General features: G+C 59.0%; 17 protein-coding genes. 1 reads left to right on the forward strand and 16 read right to left on the reverse strand.

What is annotated here, in order from left to right; genetic code table 11:
- Positions 1 to 8: 8 nt before the first annotated feature.
- Complete coding sequence (locus ACWHVV_RS18360; RefSeq protein ID WP_447927499.1) at positions 9 to 809, reverse strand: undecaprenyl-diphosphate phosphatase; 801 nt, start codon at positions 807 to 809, stop codon at positions 9 to 11.
- Positions 810 to 988: 179 nt separating this feature from the next.
- On the opposite strand from ACWHVV_RS18360, the gene ACWHVV_RS18365 reads away from it, so the two are divergent.
- The gene (locus tag ACWHVV_RS18365) at positions 989 to 2,182 is read left to right on the forward strand and encodes a cation diffusion facilitator family transporter (RefSeq protein ID WP_447927500.1); all 1,194 of its coding nucleotides are present in this window, start codon (positions 989 to 991) and stop codon (positions 2,180 to 2,182) included.
- Positions 2,183 to 2,284: 102 nt separating this feature from the next.
- On the opposite strand, the gene mgtE is transcribed toward ACWHVV_RS18365, so the two are convergent.
- The 15 genes from mgtE to ACWHVV_RS18440 form a co-directional block, all read right to left on the reverse strand.
- Complete coding sequence (gene mgtE, locus ACWHVV_RS18370) at positions 2,285 to 3,664, reverse strand: magnesium transporter (RefSeq protein ID WP_447927501.1); 1,380 nt, start codon at positions 3,662 to 3,664, stop codon at positions 2,285 to 2,287.
- Positions 3,665 to 3,813: 149 nt separating this feature from the next.
- On the reverse strand, positions 3,814 to 4,242 hold the full coding sequence (locus ACWHVV_RS18375; RefSeq protein WP_447927502.1) for a F0F1 ATP synthase subunit epsilon: 429 nt from the start codon (positions 4,240 to 4,242) through the stop codon (positions 3,814 to 3,816).
- Positions 4,243 to 4,266: 24 nt separating this feature from the next.
- A complete protein-coding gene (gene atpD, locus ACWHVV_RS18380; protein WP_447530444.1) occupies positions 4,267 to 5,646 on the reverse strand; it encodes a F0F1 ATP synthase subunit beta in 1,380 nt (459 codons plus the stop codon).
- Between the two features lie 68 nt (positions 5,647 to 5,714).
- Complete coding sequence (atpG, locus tag ACWHVV_RS18385) at positions 5,715 to 6,605, reverse strand: F0F1 ATP synthase subunit gamma (RefSeq protein WP_447927503.1); 891 nt, start codon at positions 6,603 to 6,605, stop codon at positions 5,715 to 5,717.
- A gap of 65 nt (positions 6,606 to 6,670) precedes the next feature.
- Positions 6,671 to 8,215, reverse strand: coding sequence for a F0F1 ATP synthase subunit alpha (gene atpA / locus ACWHVV_RS18390; protein WP_447927504.1), 1,545 nt, complete (start codon positions 8,213 to 8,215; stop codon positions 6,671 to 6,673).
- Positions 8,216 to 8,231: 16 nt separating this feature from the next.
- Positions 8,232 to 8,765, reverse strand: coding sequence for a F0F1 ATP synthase subunit delta (locus tag ACWHVV_RS18395; protein WP_447927505.1), 534 nt, complete (start codon positions 8,763 to 8,765; stop codon positions 8,232 to 8,234).
- Between the two features lie 11 nt (positions 8,766 to 8,776).
- A complete protein-coding gene (locus ACWHVV_RS18400; protein ID WP_447927506.1) occupies positions 8,777 to 9,247 on the reverse strand; it encodes a F0F1 ATP synthase subunit B in 471 nt (156 codons plus the stop codon).
- A 76-nt stretch (positions 9,248 to 9,323) separates the two neighbouring features.
- The gene (gene atpE / locus ACWHVV_RS18405) at positions 9,324 to 9,551 is read right to left on the reverse strand and encodes a F0F1 ATP synthase subunit C (RefSeq protein WP_018918432.1); all 228 of its coding nucleotides are present in this window, start codon (positions 9,549 to 9,551) and stop codon (positions 9,324 to 9,326) included.
- 107 nt (positions 9,552 to 9,658) lie between these two features.
- Complete coding sequence (gene atpB / locus ACWHVV_RS18410) at positions 9,659 to 10,486, reverse strand: F0F1 ATP synthase subunit A (RefSeq protein ID WP_447530449.1); 828 nt, start codon at positions 10,484 to 10,486, stop codon at positions 9,659 to 9,661.
- A gap of 16 nt (positions 10,487 to 10,502) precedes the next feature.
- Complete coding sequence (locus ACWHVV_RS18415; protein ID WP_447927507.1) at positions 10,503 to 10,892, reverse strand: ATP synthase subunit I; 390 nt, start codon at positions 10,890 to 10,892, stop codon at positions 10,503 to 10,505.
- A 224-nt stretch (positions 10,893 to 11,116) separates the two neighbouring features.
- Positions 11,117 to 12,046: a ParB/RepB/Spo0J family partition protein gene (locus ACWHVV_RS18420; protein WP_447927508.1), complete on the reverse strand. Its 930-nt coding sequence runs from the start codon at positions 12,044 to 12,046 to the stop codon at positions 11,117 to 11,119.
- 53 nt (positions 12,047 to 12,099) lie between these two features.
- A complete protein-coding gene (locus ACWHVV_RS18425; protein ID WP_447927509.1) occupies positions 12,100 to 12,867 on the reverse strand; it encodes a ParA family protein in 768 nt (255 codons plus the stop codon).
- Positions 12,867 to 13,532, reverse strand: a complete 666-nt coding sequence (gene rsmG, locus ACWHVV_RS18430) for a 16S rRNA (guanine(527)-N(7))-methyltransferase RsmG (RefSeq protein WP_447927510.1) — start codon at positions 13,530 to 13,532, stop codon at positions 12,867 to 12,869. Before rsmG ends, ACWHVV_RS18425 begins: the two co-directional genes overlap by 1 nt.
- The gene (gene mnmG / locus ACWHVV_RS18435; protein WP_447927511.1) at positions 13,529 to 15,433 is read right to left on the reverse strand and encodes a tRNA uridine-5-carboxymethylaminomethyl(34) synthesis enzyme MnmG; all 1,905 of its coding nucleotides are present in this window, start codon (positions 15,431 to 15,433) and stop codon (positions 13,529 to 13,531) included. The genes rsmG and mnmG overlap by 4 nt, the downstream gene beginning before the upstream one ends.
- A gap of 576 nt (positions 15,434 to 16,009) precedes the next feature.
- The gene (locus tag ACWHVV_RS18440) at positions 16,010 to 16,768 is read right to left on the reverse strand and encodes an amino acid ABC transporter ATP-binding protein (RefSeq protein WP_447927512.1); all 759 of its coding nucleotides are present in this window, start codon (positions 16,766 to 16,768) and stop codon (positions 16,010 to 16,012) included.
- Positions 16,769 to 16,771: the final 3 nt, after the last annotated feature.

Here is a 16,771-nt window from a genome sequence, read left to right on the forward strand (position 1 = left end):
CCCAGGCATTAGAAATAAAAAAACCACAAAAGCCAAGCGCCGAACAGCACACGATAGAGGACGAACGGCTGCATGCTCAGCTTTTTAATCACCGCTAAAAAGTAGTGGATACACAGGTAAGCACTGATGCCCGACAGCACCGTCGCGCCCAGCATGACCGGCACGTCGACCGAGGCGCCTTTGCTTGCCAGCTTAAACGCCTCGAGCCCACCGGCTAATATAATGACAGGAATGGAAAGCAGAAACGAGAACCGCGAAGCGCTTTCGCGGCTCATGCCCGCCATCAGCGCGGCGGTAATGGTGATCCCCGAGCGCGAGGTACCGGGGATCAACGCGAGTATCTGGGCGGCGCCGATAAACAGCGCATCCCTCAAGCGCATATCATACTCGGAGCGGGTGCCGCGCTTTTTCCAATCGGCGTAGCCCAGTACCAGGCCAAAGACGATCAGGCTGATGGCGATCACCAGCGTGGAGCGCATATAACCTTCCACGATGTCTTGCAGCAAAAAACCGGCCAGACACACCGGTATCGTGGCCACCACGACCCAAAGCGCCAGCGTTGCCTCGCGGTTGACACCCCGGCCGCCCACCGCTGCCAGGCTGCTGGTCACCATCTGCCAGAGTTCACGGCGAAAGTAGAGGATGACCGCGCTCAAACTGCCCAGATGAAGCGCGACATCGAAGGCCAGGCCCTGGTCGTCCCAGTCGGTCAATACGGGCACTAAAATGAGGTGAGCGGAACTCGAAATGGGTAAAAATTCGGTCAGCCCCTGCACGACCGCTAACACTACCACCTGAAGCCAATCCATGGATTGTCCTATTCGTCTGTCGTTATTTAAAGAATGTTTACCTGTCAGGCGAGCAAACAATACCTGCCTCTTGGCGCATTGTCCGTTTCTCTCAACGAACAAGCGCCAAGGGGCTATAGATTACGCCGCTATACGCTACAATGGGGCTCTAATGAACGTGCACGCCCTGCAAGGTACCCATGTCTCAGACCGTAGAATCGTCAGTGGTTCAAAATCATACACTTGACCACGAACAAGCCAAACGGGTGACCTACATTGGCGCCTGGCTGGACGGCTTTTTGAGCATCGTCAAGGTAGCGGTGGGCTTTTTGGTCGGCTCGGCGGCGCTAGTCGCCGACGGTATCCACTCGCTTTCGGACCTGGTCACCGATGGTTTCGTGCTGACCGCGATCCACTACGGCCGCCAGGAACCGGATAACGACCATCACTACGGCCACGGGCGTATCGAAACGCTGACCACGCTGTTACTGGGCAGTATCCTGATATTCGTCGCCGGCGGTATCGCCTGGTCAAGCGTTGACCGGCTGTTAAGCGGCGAGGGGGTAAGCGCTCCGGGGTACGTGGCGATCGCCATCACCGTCGCCGCACTGGCCAGTAAAGAGTGGATATTCCGCTACACCATGCGCGTGGCCAAGCGTGTGCAGTCTAAATTGCTGGAAGCCAACGCCTGGCACTCGCGAAGCGATGCGCTTTCGACCGCCGTGGTGCTGGTGGCGCTTCTTGGCGCCCAGTTCGGGCTTGGCTGGGTGGACGCGGTAGCCGCCGTAGTGGTGGGGCTTTTGGTGGGTAAGGTCGGCTGGGATCTACTGTGGCAATCCGCTCGGGAGCTGGTCGATACCGCGCTTCCCGAAGACGTTCAGCAGCAGATGCACGACGTGGCCTGTAGCGTGGCCGGTGTTGATAGCGTGCACGACCTGCGCACTCGCCAATCCGCGGGCTGGGTCATGGTCGATCTACACATCGTGGTCGGCCCCACCATTACGGTGTCCGAGGCTCACGAGATCGGCAACGAGGTGAGCCGGCGGCTGCGCCACGAGTTTCCCCTGCTCACCGACGTCATTTTTCATATCGACCCCGAGGACGACGCCGGTGAAGGCGACCCAAGTAAGCTCCCGGGGCTGCCGCTTCGCCCGGAGGTCGAGGCAGCGCTCGACGAGCGCTGGTATGCCCACCCGGTATGGCGCACGTTGAACGAATTGCAGCTTCACTACCTGGACAACAAGGTCTCGGTGTCGCTGATCATCAGCGACGCCGTGCATCAGCCGCCCCAGTGCCTGGCCAGCCAGCTCAAGGCCATGGCCAGCGATATCGAGTGGCTGGGCCACGTGGAGATTCTCTTTATCACCCGGGCGGCGAGCAGCGCGCTTCGGTGAATCGTGAATCGTGAATCGTGAATCGTGAATCGTGAATCGGCGCAGGGTGGCGCGGGCGCTGCCTTTTGCACTACAGGGGCAGCGCCGGCTTGGGGCGGTGGTTCAGACCGCCGCGAGGATGATGGTCGCGATGGTGAAGTAGATCAGTACGCCCGTGGCGTCGATCAGGGTGGTCACCAAAGGCGCCGACGCCGTGGCCGGGTCGACCTTGAAACGCTCCAGCACGAAGGGCAGGCACATACCGATCAAGCTGCCAAACAGCACGATGGTCACCATACTCAGCGCCACGATCATTGCCACCGCTTCGCCGCCGCGCATGATACCGATCGGCGTGACCGCAATCGCCATGGTCAGCCCCAACGCCCCGGCGACCATGAGCTCGCGTCCGAGCATCTTGCCCCAGTCCTTGACGCCGACATCCCCGGTGGCCATCCCGCGCACCATCAAGGTCGCCGCCTGGGCACCGGCGTTACCGCCGCTACCGATCAGAAGCGGCAAAAAGAACACCAGCGCCACCTGAGAGGCAATCACGTCCTCGAAGTAGGCAATGCCCGCCCCGGAAAACAGATTGGCAAATACCAATAGCACCAGCCAGGTCACGCGCTTGCGATAAAGGCTCCAGAGCTTGACGCGGCTGACGCCGTCCTCGAGCTGGCCGATCGACATCCCTTTGTGGATATCTTCGGTCGCCTCGGACTCCGCCACGTCCATGGCGTCATCGTGGGTGACGATCCCCACCATGCGCCCGTCGATGTCGATCACCGGCAGCGCCAGCAGGTCGTAGCGCGCCACCACCCGGGCGACCTCTTCCTGGCCGTTATCGACGGCGGTGCTGATCACGTCCTTGATCATGATGTCGTCGACCATCGCCCCGGGGCGCGCGACCATGAGCTGGCGAAGCGACATCGTGCCGATCAGCTCGCCGTCGCTGTCCAGCACGTAGAGCTGGTACACGGTTTCGGCGTCCGGCGCGGTCTGGCGTACCCGCATCAGCGCTTGCGACACCGTCATGCCACTGGCTATCGCTACATAGTCAGAGGTCATGATGGCGCCGGCAGTGCCCTCTACATAGCTTGCCAGACGCTTTAGGTCTTCACGCTCCTGGTGGGCCATCCGCCGCAAAAGCGCTTCGCGGCGATCCTCCCCCAGCAGGTTGAAAAGATCCGCCCGCTCGTCCGAGCCCATCTCTTCCAATAGCTTCAGGACCTGGGTATCGGAGAGCTCGGCGACTACCTCGAGCTGGCTTTCGCCGGGCAGGTAGCCCAGCACGTTGGCCGCGCGCTCGGTGGAAAGGATATCGAGAATCGCTATCGCCGCGGTGAGCTCTTCGTCATCTTCGATGAACTCTTCGAGCACCTGGGCGATATCCGCCGAACGCACTTCCGCCAGACGCTCGGACACCGCCTGGCTCGGCGCTTGCTGGGAAAGCTCGCCCAGCAGCGTTGATTTCAATTCCTGCAAGGTTTCATCGGATAGCGACATCGCAATCTCCCTGAAAGAGGCGTTATGTTAGATGAGTTTTGCAGATAGATAGCTCGCTACATTGCCGGAATTTATAGTAGCAGATAAAAAAAACGCCCCTTAAACCGCCAGGGGTTCAAGGAGCGTTTTATTCACGTCACGCGTGAGCTCTAGCCTTTACCCGCCTTCTTGCGCAGCTGCTGAATCGTTCGCAGCTGGGCAACGGCTTCGGCCAGTTCCGCCGAGGCACGCGTGTAGTCGAGCTCGGCGGACTTCTCGTTGAAGGCCTTGAGCGCGTCCTGACGCGCCTGCTCGGCGGCGGCCTCGTCAAGGTCGCTCGCCCGCGCCGCGGCGTCGGCCAGAATCGTCACCACCTCGGGCTGGACTTCCATGAAGCCGCCGGACACGAAGAAGTTCTCTTCCACGCCGCCGTTCATGATCACCCGGATCGGGCCCGGCTGAAGCTCGGTCAAAAGCGGCGTGTGGCCGGGTAAAATACCCAGATCGCCCATTAGACCCGAGGCGATGACCTGCTCGACGCTGTCCGAGAAGATGGACGCTTCGGCGCTGACGATAGTGCAAGTGAAGCTATTCGCCATAGCGAATCCCCCTAGTGAACGGGATTACTTCTTCATCTGGTTGGCTTTTTCGACCGCTTCGTCGATAGAGCCGACCATGTAGAAGGCCTGTTCGGGCATATCGTCGTACTCGCCGTCCAGAATGCCCTGGAAGCCGCTAATCGTGTCTTTCAGCGACACGTATTTACCCGGCGAACCCGTGAACACCTCGGCGACGAAGAACGGCTGCGACAAGAAGCGCTGGATCTTACGCGCCCGGGCCACGGCCAGCTTGTCTTCGTCCGACAGCTCGTCCATACCCAGAATGGCGATGATATCCTTGAGTTCCTTGTAGCGCTGCAGCACACCCTGTACGCCGCGAGCGACGTTGTAGTGCTCGTCGCCGATGACCAGCGGATCCAACTGACGCGAGGTGGAGTCCAGCGGGTCGATCGCAGGATAAATACCCAGCTCGGCGATAGAACGCGCCAGTACCACGGTGGCGTCCAGGTGCGAGAAGGTGGTCGCCGGTGACGGGTCGGTCAAGTCATCCGCGGGAACGTAAACCGCCTGCACAGACGTGATAGAGCCTGCTTTGGTGGAGGTGATACGCTCCTGCAACACACCCATCTCTTCGGCCAGTGTCGGCTGATAACCAACCGCCGACGGCATACGGCCAAGCAGGGCCGATACTTCGGTACCCGCCAGGGTATAGCGGTAGATGTTATCGACGAACAACAGCACGTCGCGGCCTTCGTCACGGAATTTCTCCGCGATGGTCAGCCCCGTCAGCGCCACGCGCAGACGGTTACCCGGCGGCTCGTTCATCTGACCGTAAACCAGCGATACCTTGTCGATAACGTTGGATTCGGTCATTTCGTGATAGAAGTCGTTACCCTCACGCGTACGCTCACCCACACCGGCAAATACGGAGTAGCCGCTGTGCTCGGTGGCGATGTTGCGGATAAGCTCCATCATGTTGACGGTTTTACCCACACCGGCGCCGCCGAACAGGCCAACCTTGCCGCCCTTGGCAAACGGGCACACAAGGTCGATGACCTTGATACCGGTTTCCAAAAGCTCGTTGGAAGCCGCCTGGTCGGCGTAGCTCGGTGCCTTGCGGTGGATCGGCATGCGCTCGGCTTCGCCGATCGGGCCAGCTTCGTCGATCGGCTCGCCCAGCACGTTCATGATCCGGCCTAGCGTTTCGGTACCGACGGGTACAGAAATTGCGGCCCCTGTGTTGGTCACGTCCAGACCACGCTTCAAGCCCTCGGTGGAGCCCATCGCGATGGTCCGCACCACGCCGTCGCCCAGCTGCTGCTGGACTTCGAGGACGGTCTCTTTTTCAGAGACCTTTAGCGCGTCGTAGACCTTGGGCACAGAGTCCCGCGGAAACTCTACGTCAATCACCGCGCCGATGATTTGTACGATACGTCCGCTCATCTTGGTTCCTCTTTAAAACCTGCAAATGAAACCTGTCTGCCCGATGCCGACTCGCGGCATCAAGGGCGTTATACGGCTGAAGCGCCGCCGACGATCTCGGAAATTTCCTGGGTGATGGCGGCCTGGCGGGCCTTGTTGTACACCATCTCCAGATCGTCGATCAGATTGCCCGCGTTATCGGTGGCACTCTTCATGGCGATCATCCGGGCGGCCTGCTCGCAGGCGCCGTTTTCGACCACCGCCTGATAGACCTGGGATTCGATGAAGCGAACCAACAGGCCATCGAGCAACGCCTTGGCATCCGGTTCATACAGGTAGTCCCAGCTTCCGGGACGGGCGTTTTCTTCATCGTTGGAGGCGTCGTCGTCGCCCATATCCGGCGAAAGCGGCAGAAGCTGACGGACCACCGGCTTTTGCGTCATGGTGTTGATAAACTCGTTAAACACCACGTAGAGCCGGTCGAGACGTCCTTCATCGTACGCTTGCAGCATCACCTTGACGCTGCCGATCAAACCTTCAACCGTTGGCTTTTCACCCAGCCCGCTTTTCGCGGCCACCAGGTTGCCGCCGTAGTTACGGAAAAACGCGCTGGCCTTGGAGCCGAGGGCACAGAAGTCGAGCTCCGCGCCCTGCTCGTGCCAGGCCTTGGCGTCTTTCACCACGGCCTTGAACAGGTTGGCGTTCAAGCCGCCGCACAGTCCACGATCCGTAGAGACCACGATATAACCGACGCGATTGACCTCGTTACGCTCGACCATGTAGTCGTGCTTGTACTCGGGGTTTGCGTCCGCGATGTGGCCGACCACGTTACGAATCTGCCTGGCGTACGGCTGGCCTGCCTTCATCAAATCTTGCGCTTTACGCATTTTCGACGCAGCGACCATTTCCATAGCGCTGGTGATTTTCTGCGTATTTTTGACGCTTCCGATCTGGTTGCGTATCTCTTTTGCAGCTGCCATAGCGATCTACCCTTCGTTCGTGGCTCTCAGAAAGTAGGCAAGCCCGCCGATAGGCGGGCCGGACATTACCAGCTCTGAGTCGCCTTGAACTGTTCGAGACCGGACTTCATGCCGTCCTTGATCTCGTCGTTGTAGTCACCGGTCTGGTTGATCTTGTCGAGCAGTTCAGCGTGTTCGGACTTCATGTAGTCGTGCAGGGCACGCTCGAAGTCCAACACCTTGTCGACGCTGACATCATCCAGATGGCCTTCGTTGGCGGCGTAGAGCGTCAGCGCCATTTCCGCCACGGACATCGGCGAGTACTGGTGCTGCTTCATCAGCTCGGTGACACGCTGACCGTGTTCGAGCTGCTTACGCGTCGCTTCGTCGAGATCAGAAGCGAACTGCGAGAACGCCGCAAGCTCCCGGTACTGCGCAAGCGCCAGACGCACGCTACCGCCAAGCTTTTTGATGATCTTGGTCTGGGCCGAACCACCGACACGCGATACCGACAAACCTGCGTTGATCGCCGGACGAATACCGGAGTTGAACAGGTTGGTTTCCAGAAAGATCTGACCGTCGGTGATCGAGATCACGTTGGTCGGAACGAACGCGGAAACGTCGCCGCCCTGGGTCTCGATGATCGGCAGTGCGGTCAAGGAGCCGGTCTTGCCGGTGACTTCGCCGTTAGTGAACTTCTCGACGTAGTCGGCGTTGACGCGCGCAGCGCGCTCAAGTAGACGCGAGTGGAGATAGAACACGTCACCCGGGTAGGCTTCACGGCCCGGCGGGCGGCGCAGCAGCAGCGATACCTGACGGTACGCCACGGCCTGCTTGGAGAGATCGTCGTAAACGATCATGGCGTCTTCACCACGGTCGCGGAAGTACTCGCCCATGGTGCAGCCGGAGTAGGCGGCGAGGAACTGCATCGGCGCCGGGTCGGACGCGCCGGCCGCGACCACGATGGTGTGCTCCATCGCACCGTGCTCTTCGAGCTTGCGCACGACGTTGGCAATGGTCGACTGCTTCTGACCGATCGCCACGTAGACACAGGTGACGCCCTTGCCTTTCTGGTTGATGATCGCGTCGATGGCGATCGCCGACTTACCGATCTGACGGTCGCCGATGATCAGCTCACGCTGACCGCGGCCGATCGGCACCATGGAATCGATCGACTTCAGACCGGTTTGGATCGGCTCGTCGACGGACTGACGCGTGATGACGCCAGGCGCGACTTTCTCGACCGCGTCGGTCAGCTTGGCGTTGATGTCGCCCTTGCCGTCGATGGGGTTACCCAGTGCGTCGACTACGCGGCCCGCGAGTTCCGGACCCACCGGCACTTCGAGAATGCGGCCGGTACACTTGGCGGTCATCCCCTCTTCGAGCTGGAGGTAGTCGCCCAGTACCACGGCGCCGACGGAGTCGCGCTCGAGGTTGAGCACCATGCCGAAGATGCTATTCGGGAATTCGATCATTTCACCAAACATCGCGTCTTCGAGGCCGTGAACTTTCACGATGCCGTCGGAAACGGTGACGATGGTACCCTGATTACGGGCTTCGGATGCGACGTCAAGCTTCTCGATTCGCTGCTTGATGATGTCGCTGATCTCGGAAGGATTCAGTTGCTGCATGCCATGTCCCTCGGACTCAAGCGGTTAGCGCATCAGTAAGGCGGTTCAATCGACCACGCACCGAGCCGTCAATGACGGTATCGCCGGCACGCAGGATGACACCGCCGATGAGCGACTTGTCTACCTGAGTAGAAATTGAGATTTCGCGATTCAGACGTTTCTTAAGCGCGTTTGCCAATTTGGTCTTCTGCGGCGCCGTCAGCTTGTAGGCCGACGTGACCATCACCTCGACACGCTGCTCGAACTCGGCGCGCAGGCGCTCGAACTGATCAGCAATGAAAGGCAGTGCCAACAGACGGCCCTGGGTCGCCAGGGTCGTCAAAAACCGCGTAATGCCCTCGGGCTGTTCCGGCAAAATGCTGGAAAGCAGCTCGATCTTGGTTTCATTGACGACTTTTGGGCTACCCAGCACTCGGCGTAGGTCGTCGTCGGCAACCGCAACGCTCAAAAAATTCAGCGCCTGAGACCAGCTATCAAACGCTTCGTGATCACGCGCGTATTCAAACGCTGCCTTAGCGTAAGGACGAGCGACGGTAAGTAGTTCCGCCATGGGTCACCTCCTTACAGTTCGGCGGCAAGCTCATCAAGCAACTTGCGATGTGCTGACTCGTCGACCGACTCTTGCAAAATACGCTCAGCGCCGATGACCGCGAGACGAGAAACCTGAGCGCGAAGCTCATTCTTGGCACGGTTCACTTCCTGCTCGATTTCGGAGCGGGCGCTTGCAACGATGCGTTCGCCTTCGGCGCGAGCCTCTTCGCGTGCCTCTTCAATCATCTGGGCAGAGCGCTTGTTGGCCTGCTCGATGATCTGGGATGCCTGCTCCTTGCTCTCTTTGAGCGTCTGCTCGGAGCGTTCCTGAGCAAGCTCGAGATCGCGCGTTGCACGGCTGGCTGCGTCCAAGCCATCAGCAATTTTCTTCTGGCGCTCGTGAAGCGCATTGCTGATCGGAGGCCACACGTACTTTATGCAAAACCAGACAAAGATCGCGAAGGCGATCGTCTGCCCGATAAGCGTCATGTTGATATTCACAGGACTGTACCTCTGACAAGTTCGTGGCGACCGGAGTGAAACAAAACCGAGCGATCTACCGCTCGGTCAAGTTAAATTAACCGGCAACAACGAAGATCAGGTACATCGCGATACCAACACCGATCATCGGAACCGCGTCGAGCAGACCCGCCATGATGAAGGTTTTGGTTTGCAGCTGGTCGCCAAGCTCCGGCTGACGCGCGGTAGATTCGAGCAGCTTGCCGCCCAGAATGGCGAAGCCAATACCGGTTGCCAGTGCGCCCAGACCGATGATGATGGCAGCTGAGAGATAAACCATTTCCATGATGTTGCTCCTGAGTTCAAGTTTTGGTTAAGGGTTGAGGGTTAATGAAACGGGTGTTGATGCAAAACTCAAGCGACACCCGGCGCCGCGCGCCGGGTACGCCTTAATCAGTGATGTTCGTGCGCGGCGCTCAAATACACGATGGTCAGCGTGGTAAAGATGAAGGCCTGAAGCGTCACGATAAGGATGTGGAAAATCGCCCACGGCACGTCCAGTACCCAGATGGCCCAGAAGGGCAGCATGGCGATCAAAATGAAGATCACTTCGCCGGCAAACATGTTACCGAACAGACGCATCGCCAGGCTGAACGGTTTGACCAGCAAGGAGACGATCTCGAGCACCAGGTTGAACGGAATCAGCAGCCAGTGGTTGAACGGTGTTAGCGAGAGCTCTCTGGCGAAGCCGCCCGCGCCCTTGACCTTGATGTTGTAGTAAAGAATCAGACCAAACACGCCCAGCGCCATGCCCAGTGTGGCGTTGACATCGGTGGTCGGCACGATCTTCATGTAATCCACGCCGAGCTTGGCAAACAGCACCGGGCCGTAGTCGACGGGTAGAATCTTGAGCGTGTTCATGAGCAGAATCCACACGAACAGCGTCAGCGCCAGCGGCGCAATATGGGGGTTACGCCCGTGAAAGGTCGAACGCGTCAAGTTCTCGATGAATTCGACGACCATTTCGACGGCGTTTTGCAGACCACCGGGCACGCCGGAGGTGGCGATTTTACCCGCCTTGCGGAACAGCCAGATGAACAAAAGCCCCATGGCAATGGACCAGCCCATGGTATCCAGGTGGATCGCCCAGAACCCCATGTCGCTTGCCTCTTCGGCCGACTGCGCCAGCGACCAACCGTTGACCGGGTGATGCCCGAAGGTCAGATTCTGCAGGTGGTGCTGGATATAGTAAGTCGTCGAGACTTCGTTTCCTGCGGCCATAGAGTTGTCACCTCAATCAGTTGTGCGGTTTTTTGAGCATTAGCCAGGGCGCGAGCCAATGCGTCGAAATTACCGCAACGTAAGCACTAAAAAATAAAGTAGGGTTTGAGGGGGGCACTGCCACGAAGACCAGCGTAAAAAGAGCCACCGTCAAACCAAACTTGCCTGCTTCTGCACGCATCAACTGCGTTGCATTGCGTTTTTGGCGTTTCGAAAAAACGCCCATACGCTTTATGAAAAAAGCATAGGGTACGATCGCGACCAGCGAACCCAACGCCACCGAGATCGCCCCGCCAGGTTGTGCCAGCACGTAGGCCAGCGCCATCCCGATCAGCATAACCCCCGATTGAGCCCGTAAAAGCGAAACGCTGTAGGCTCGGCGGCGCTGGGCTTCGAATCGCTGCATGATTTCTCAGCACCTGTTGCCCCAGCTTCTCGGGCTAGTCGTTGTAAAATCCTGATGCGGGCGTTTTGATTATCGAAACAACCTGCACAAATCTTGCGCGATTATAGGGAAGCGCTATCGTACCTTCAACCGAAGTTGCGCCTAATTTGCCCGTCCAAGCGCGCAGTTGCGACCAAAGAGTTAAAAAAAGACGCTATCGTGCGACTTTTTAATAAGCCTGCTATTTATTTTATATGGCCCAAAATTCCGTCGAGTTCTTCAAGGCTCGTATAGCGGATCGTGACCTTTCCCTTGCCTCGTTGGCCGTGGTCGATGGAGACCGGCGCGCCGAGAAGCTCGCCCAGCTGGGTCTCGAGCCGGGTCACATCCGTCGTCTTGATCGAGCGTTTGGGGGTCGCTTTCGCGCTTTCGTCGCTGGCGAGCTTTTTCACCAATGCTTCGGTGGCGCGCACGGTCAGGTCGTTATTGACCACCTCGTGGGCGATGCGGCGCTGTTGGGCGCTGGCAAGCGATAAAAGCGCCCGGGCGTGGCCCATATCCAAGTCGCCGCGCTCTAAAAGCGTTTGTACTTCGGGGTCCAGGGTCAAAAGCCGTAAAAGGTTCGCCACCTGAGTGCGCGACTTGCCCACCGCATCGGCGACCTGCTGCTGGGTCAGCTCGAATTCGTCCCCTAGCCGTTTGAGCGCCAGCGCCTCTTCTACCGCGTTGAGGTTTTCGCGCTGAATGTTTTCGATCAGCGCCAGCGCCAGCGCGGCTTCGTCGCTGACTTCGCGGATCACCGCGGGGATAACGTCGAGCTCGGCAAGCTGCGCGGCCCGCCAGCGCCGCTCGCCGGCGATGATCTCGTAACGCGCTTCACCGACCGGGCGCACCACGATAGGCTGCATGACGCCCTGGGCGCGGATGGAGTCGGCGAGCTCTTCCAGGGCTTCGGGCTGGATGTCGCGGCGGGGCTGGTACTTGCCGCGGCTTAGCTGGCCAAGCGGCAAACGCTCCAGGCGTTCGCTGGTGGCGTCGAAGGCTGCGCTGGCAGGCGCAGCCGGGTCGATGCTCTCAAACGTTTCCTCACTGGTGAGATCCAGACTGTCACGGCGGCGTGCGCCCGCTCCAATGAGGGCATCCAGGCCACGTCCCAGCGCGCGTTTACGCGTCATGCGTTTCCCCTTAAACGTTGTATCAAGAACCTGTCCTCAGGCACTTACCGCCATTAAAGCGAAAGCTTGCGAATCAACTCTTTAGCAAGCACGCGGTACGCCTGGCTTCCCCGGGAAAAGCGTGCGTAGTGGGTCACCGGCAAGCCGTGGCTGGGCGCCTCGGCCACTTTTACGTTGCGCGGAATGGTGGTCTTCAAAAGCGCGTCGCCGAAAAAATCGCGAAGCTGCTTGTCCACTTCCCGGGTAAGACTGGTGCGTTTATCGTACATCGTGCGCAATATACCGGAAATCGCAAGCGCTGGATTAACGCTCTCCTTGATCTGCTCGACCGTGTCCAACAGCGCCGACAGGCCTTCGAGGGCGTAGAACTCGCACTGCAAGGGAATGAGCACGCCGTCGGCGGCGGTCAAGGCATTGACCGTGAGCATGTTGAGCGACGGCGGACAGTCGATGAGGACGACGTCGTAGTTACCGGCCACGGTATTAAGCGCCATGGAGAGTCGGCTTTGGCGCTCTTCGCTATCCAGAAGCTCCACCTCGGCGGCGGTCAGGTCGCCATTGCCCGGCAGTACGTCGTAATTGACCGGCAGGTTGGTCACGATCGCATCCGCAGCGCGGGCCTCGCCCAGCAGCACGTCCAGTACGCTTTTATCAAGCGCGTACTTGTCGATGCCGCTGCCCATGCTGGCGTGGCCCTGGGGGTCCAGGTCCACCAGCAGTACGCGCCGGTCAAGGCTTGCAAGGCTCGCCGCGAGATTAACGGCCGAAGTGGATTTGCCCACGCCGCCTTTTTGGTTGGTCAGGGCAATGATCTGGCTCACTACGAGGCTCCTTCAGGGGTCAGAATCAACAGCTGCCGTTTCGCCGTATCATAAGGGATTTGCAGCCAATGCCGCGCGATGAGCGCGATATCGGCGGGAAGTGCCGCAAGCTCTTCATCGGCCCCGGGGCCTTTCATGGCCAGCCACTGCCCACCGGGGGCCACTAGCGTCCGGGTCAGGGTGACGAAGTCGTCAAGGCTTGCAAAGGCGCGCGATACTACCTGATCGAAGGTTTGGCCATTGAACGCCTCGACCCGGGTTTGGGTGGGTGTGGCGTTTTTAATGGCAAGCTCCATCACGGCCTGGCGCTGAAAGCGCACCTTCTTGCCGTTACTGTCGACCAGCGTGACGTGCATATCCGGTTTCAAAATGGCGATGACCAGCCCCGGAAGTCCTGGGCCCGCGCCCACGTCCAAAAGCGTCGCCCCGGTCACGTAGGGGGCGATCGCTGCGCTGTCGAGCACGTGCCGGGCGACCATGTCGTTTATATCGCGCACCGCAGTGAGGTTATAAGCCCGGTTCCACTTGTGCAATAACGCCACCAGCGCTAAAAGCTGGTCGCGCTGCTCGGCACTGATGGCGATGTCGAGTTGCTCGAGGCCGCTGTCCAGGCGCGACGCGACCTCGCCGGGCAACTCCTTGATCAAAGGCGCTAACGAACTCATCCGTTCGCCACCTCGGCATTTTTGATCATGCGGCGCTTTTTCAGGTGAATCAGCAAAATCGAGACCGCCGCCGGCGTCACGCCAGAGATACGCCCCGCGTGGGCCAGGGTTTCCGGACGCGCTTCGGCAAGCTTTTGGCGAATCTCGTTGGAAAGCCCCTCGACCTTTTGGTAGTCGAGCTCGGCGGGAAGCGGCGTCGCCTCGTGGCGCTTGAGCTTGTCGATCTCGTCCTGCTGACGGGCGATATAGCCCTGATACTTGGCCTGAATCTGGACCTGCTCGGCCACGAACTCGTCGTCGACCAGATCGCTTTCAAGGCCGGGAAGCGCGGTGATATCGGCGTAGCTAAGCTCCGGGCGCTTCAAAAGATCCGCGAGGGAATACTCTCGCGGCAGAGGCTGGCCGGTTTTTTCGGCGACTTTCTCCGCTGCCGGGGTTTTTGGCTGTACCCAGACGGTGGCAAGGCGTGCACTTTCGCGCTCGATGGCGTCGCGCTTTTGGCTAAACGCGGCAAAGCGCGCATCGTCGACCAGGCCAAGCTCGCGGCCCTTTTCGGTCAGGCGCAGATCCGCGTTGTCTTCACGCAGCATCAGCCGGTATTCCGCCCTCGAGGTGAACATCCGGTAGGGCTCTTTGGTGCCCATGGTGATCAAGTCGTCCACCAGCACGCCCAGATACGCCTCGTCGCGGCGCGGATGCCAGGCCTCCAGCTCTCGGGCTCGGCGGCCGGCGTTCAAACCGGCCAGCAGCCCCTGGGCACCGGCTTCTTCGTAGCCGGTGGTGCCGTTGATTTGGCCGGCGAAAAACAGGTTGTGGATAAATTTCGTCTCCAGCGAGTGTTTGAGGTCTCGCGGGTCGAAGAAATCGTACTCGATGGCGTAGCCGGGCCGGGTGATATGCGCGTTTTCAAGGCCTTTCATCGAGCGCACGACCTGAAGCTGAACGTCGAAAGGCAGCGAGGTCGAGATGCCGTTGGGGTAGAGCTCGTTGGTCTCCAACCCTTCGGGTTCGATGAAAACCTGATGGCTGGTTTTATCCGCAAAGCGGTGAACCTTGTCCTCGATCGACGGGCAGTAGCGCGGGCCGGTGCTGTCGATCACCCCGGAGTACATCGGCGAGCGGTCCAGATTCGCCTTGATGATGTCGTGGGCGCGTTCGTTGGTCTGCGCGATGTGGCAACTGACCTGACGCGGGTGCATATCCCGCGAGCCCATGTAGGACATGATCGGGGTCGGGGTGTCGCCGGGCTGCTCTTCGAGCTGGCTGAAATCCACGCTTTTGGCGTCGATACGCGGCGGTGTGCCGGTTTTAAGCCGGTCGACGTGAAACGGCAGTGCGCGTAGCCGCTCGGCCAGGGCGTTGGAGGGCGGATCGCCGGCTCGGCCGCCGCGGCTTTTATCCAAGCCAATGTGAATCACGCCACCCAAAAACGTACCGGTCGACAGGACGACGGTTTCGGACATAAACCGAATACCGGTCTCGGTCACCACGCCGCGGACGGTGTCGTTATCCACAACCAGATCGCCCGCCGCCTGCTGAAAAATCGTCAGGTTCGGCTGGTTTTCCAGCATACCGCGAATGGCGGCTTTGTAGCGTACACGGTCGGCCTGGGCACGGGTGGCGCGAACCGCCGGGCCTTTGCTGGCGTTTAGAACGCGAAACTGAATACCGCCAAGGTCAGTGGCAAGCCCCATTGCGCCGCCCAGCGCATCGATTTCCTTGACCAGGTGACTCTTGCCGATGCCGCCAATGGCGGGGTTACACGACATTTGTCCCAAGGTTTCGATGTTGTGGGTGAGCAGTAGGGTTTGACAACCCATACGAGCAGAGGCCAGTGCGGCTTCGGTTCCCGCATGGCCACCGCCGATGACAATCACGTCAAAGCGGTCGGGGTAATTCAATTAACACCTCAACTTGGCCCTTCAAAAAGCGCCTATTGATCATTTGAAAACGAGCAGGACTCGATAAGCCGGCCAGTATAAACCTCCTGTGAATAACAGTCAGGTTTTTCCACACCGGGATTTCACGTCCTTGCACTTATAAATAACAAAATAAAAAATATAGAGAGAAGTTCTGTTGATGTTGTAACTATTGGTGTGGATAAAATCTGTGCATAACTGAATATTTATTATATTTATTAATCAATTATATTGTTGAACGAATGGTGATTAACCAGCGGAGTGCCTGCGCAGAAGCAGTGTTGGGGCTGTGGATGAAAGGGGCACTTATGCACAGCGCTAAAAAAACACGGGTTATCCACCGCTGCATACCTGTGCTGTGCGTGTGGCTATAAACACACTGTGGGTAACCGGGCTAAAGCGCCGATGGCCCAAGTGGCGCGGGCTACAGACAAACGTGAAGAAAATTGAAAAAATGATATCCACAGGCAAAAAAAGGGCCTGTCATGGTGACAGGCCCTTTTTTATTCGCATTTTTAACCCAAAAGAGGGTTTAAAAACGCCCTCGGCAGGTGTGTTTCAGTGTTTGAGCACCCGCGCCAAAAACGACTGGGTACGTTCGTGTCGAGGCGCATCGAACAATTGTTCAGGCGGCCCCTCTTCGGTGATTTCGCCTTTATGAATGAAGATGACGCGATCCGCCACTTCCCGGGCAAAGCCCATTTCGTGGGTGACGATCACCATGGTCATGCCTTCCTTGGCGAGCTCGCGCATGGCATCGAGTACCTCACCGATCATCTCCGGGTCCAGCGCCGAGGTCGGCTCGTCGAAGAGCATGAGGCGCGGCTCCATGGCGAGTGCCCGAGCGAGGGCGACGCGTTGCTGCTGACCACCGGATAGCTGGCCTGGGTACTTGTTGGCCTGGTCGGCGATGCCGACCCGATCGAGCAGCCGTTTGGCGTTCTGTGAGGCCTGCTCGCGGCTTTGGCGGCGTACCTTGATGGGTGCCAACGTTACGTTGTCCACAACGCTTAGATGCGGGAATAGATTGAACTGCTGGAACACCATGCCGACTTCGGTGCGAATGGTCTGCAGCGCCTTGGTGCTTTTACCTTTGGGCTCGAGGACATTGCCATCGACCTCCAGTGTGCCCGACTGAAACTCCTCGAGTCCGTTGATACAGCGAATCAACGTGGACTTGCCCGAGCCACTGGCGCCGATCACCACCACGACTTCGCCGGGAGTGATTTCCAGGTCAATGTGCTGGAGTACGTGCAGGCTGCCGAAGTGCTTGTTGAGCTTGCGCATTTGCACAATGGGCGGTTTGTGAGTGTTCATTGT

The organism is Vreelandella sp. EE27 (assembly GCF_968206495.1).

What these genes read in the sequence shown, in the direction of transcription:
- atpE (WP_018918432.1), bottom strand. Translation starts at nt 9,551, where the DNA reads ATGGAAATGGTTTATCTCTCAGCTGCCATCATCATCGGTCTGGGCGCA.
- rsmG (WP_447927510.1), bottom strand. Translation starts at nt 13,532, where the DNA reads ATGAGTTCGTTAGCGCCTTTGATCAAGGAGTTGCCCGGCGAGGTCGCG.
- mgtE (WP_447927501.1), bottom strand. Translation starts at nt 3,664, where the DNA reads ATGTCGCTATCCGATGAAACCTTGCAGGAATTGAAATCAACGCTGCTG.
- ACWHVV_RS18420 (WP_447927508.1), bottom strand. Translation starts at nt 12,046, where the DNA reads ATGACGCGTAAACGCGCGCTGGGACGTGGCCTGGATGCCCTCATTGGA.
- ACWHVV_RS18440 (WP_447927512.1), bottom strand. Translation starts at nt 16,768, where the DNA reads ATGAACACTCACAAACCGCCCATTGTGCAAATGCGCAAGCTCAACAAG.
- atpA (WP_447927504.1), bottom strand. Translation starts at nt 8,215, where the DNA reads ATGCAGCAACTGAATCCTTCCGAGATCAGCGACATCATCAAGCAGCGA.
- ACWHVV_RS18365 (WP_447927500.1), top strand. Translation starts at nt 989, where the DNA reads ATGTCTCAGACCGTAGAATCGTCAGTGGTTCAAAATCATACACTTGAC.
- ACWHVV_RS18415 (WP_447927507.1), bottom strand. Translation starts at nt 10,892, where the DNA reads ATGCAGCGATTCGAAGCCCAGCGCCGCCGAGCCTACAGCGTTTCGCTT.
- atpG (WP_447927503.1), bottom strand. Translation starts at nt 6,605, where the DNA reads ATGGCAGCTGCAAAAGAGATACGCAACCAGATCGGAAGCGTCAAAAAT.
- ACWHVV_RS18375 (WP_447927502.1), bottom strand. Translation starts at nt 4,242, where the DNA reads ATGGCGAATAGCTTCACTTGCACTATCGTCAGCGCCGAAGCGTCCATC.
- atpD (WP_447530444.1), bottom strand. Translation starts at nt 5,646, where the DNA reads ATGAGCGGACGTATCGTACAAATCATCGGCGCGGTGATTGACGTAGAG.
- ACWHVV_RS18395 (WP_447927505.1), bottom strand. Translation starts at nt 8,765, where the DNA reads ATGGCGGAACTACTTACCGTCGCTCGTCCTTACGCTAAGGCAGCGTTT.
- atpB (WP_447530449.1), bottom strand. Translation starts at nt 10,486, where the DNA reads ATGGCCGCAGGAAACGAAGTCTCGACGACTTACTATATCCAGCACCAC.
- ACWHVV_RS18360 (WP_447927499.1), bottom strand. Translation starts at nt 809, where the DNA reads ATGGATTGGCTTCAGGTGGTAGTGTTAGCGGTCGTGCAGGGGCTGACC.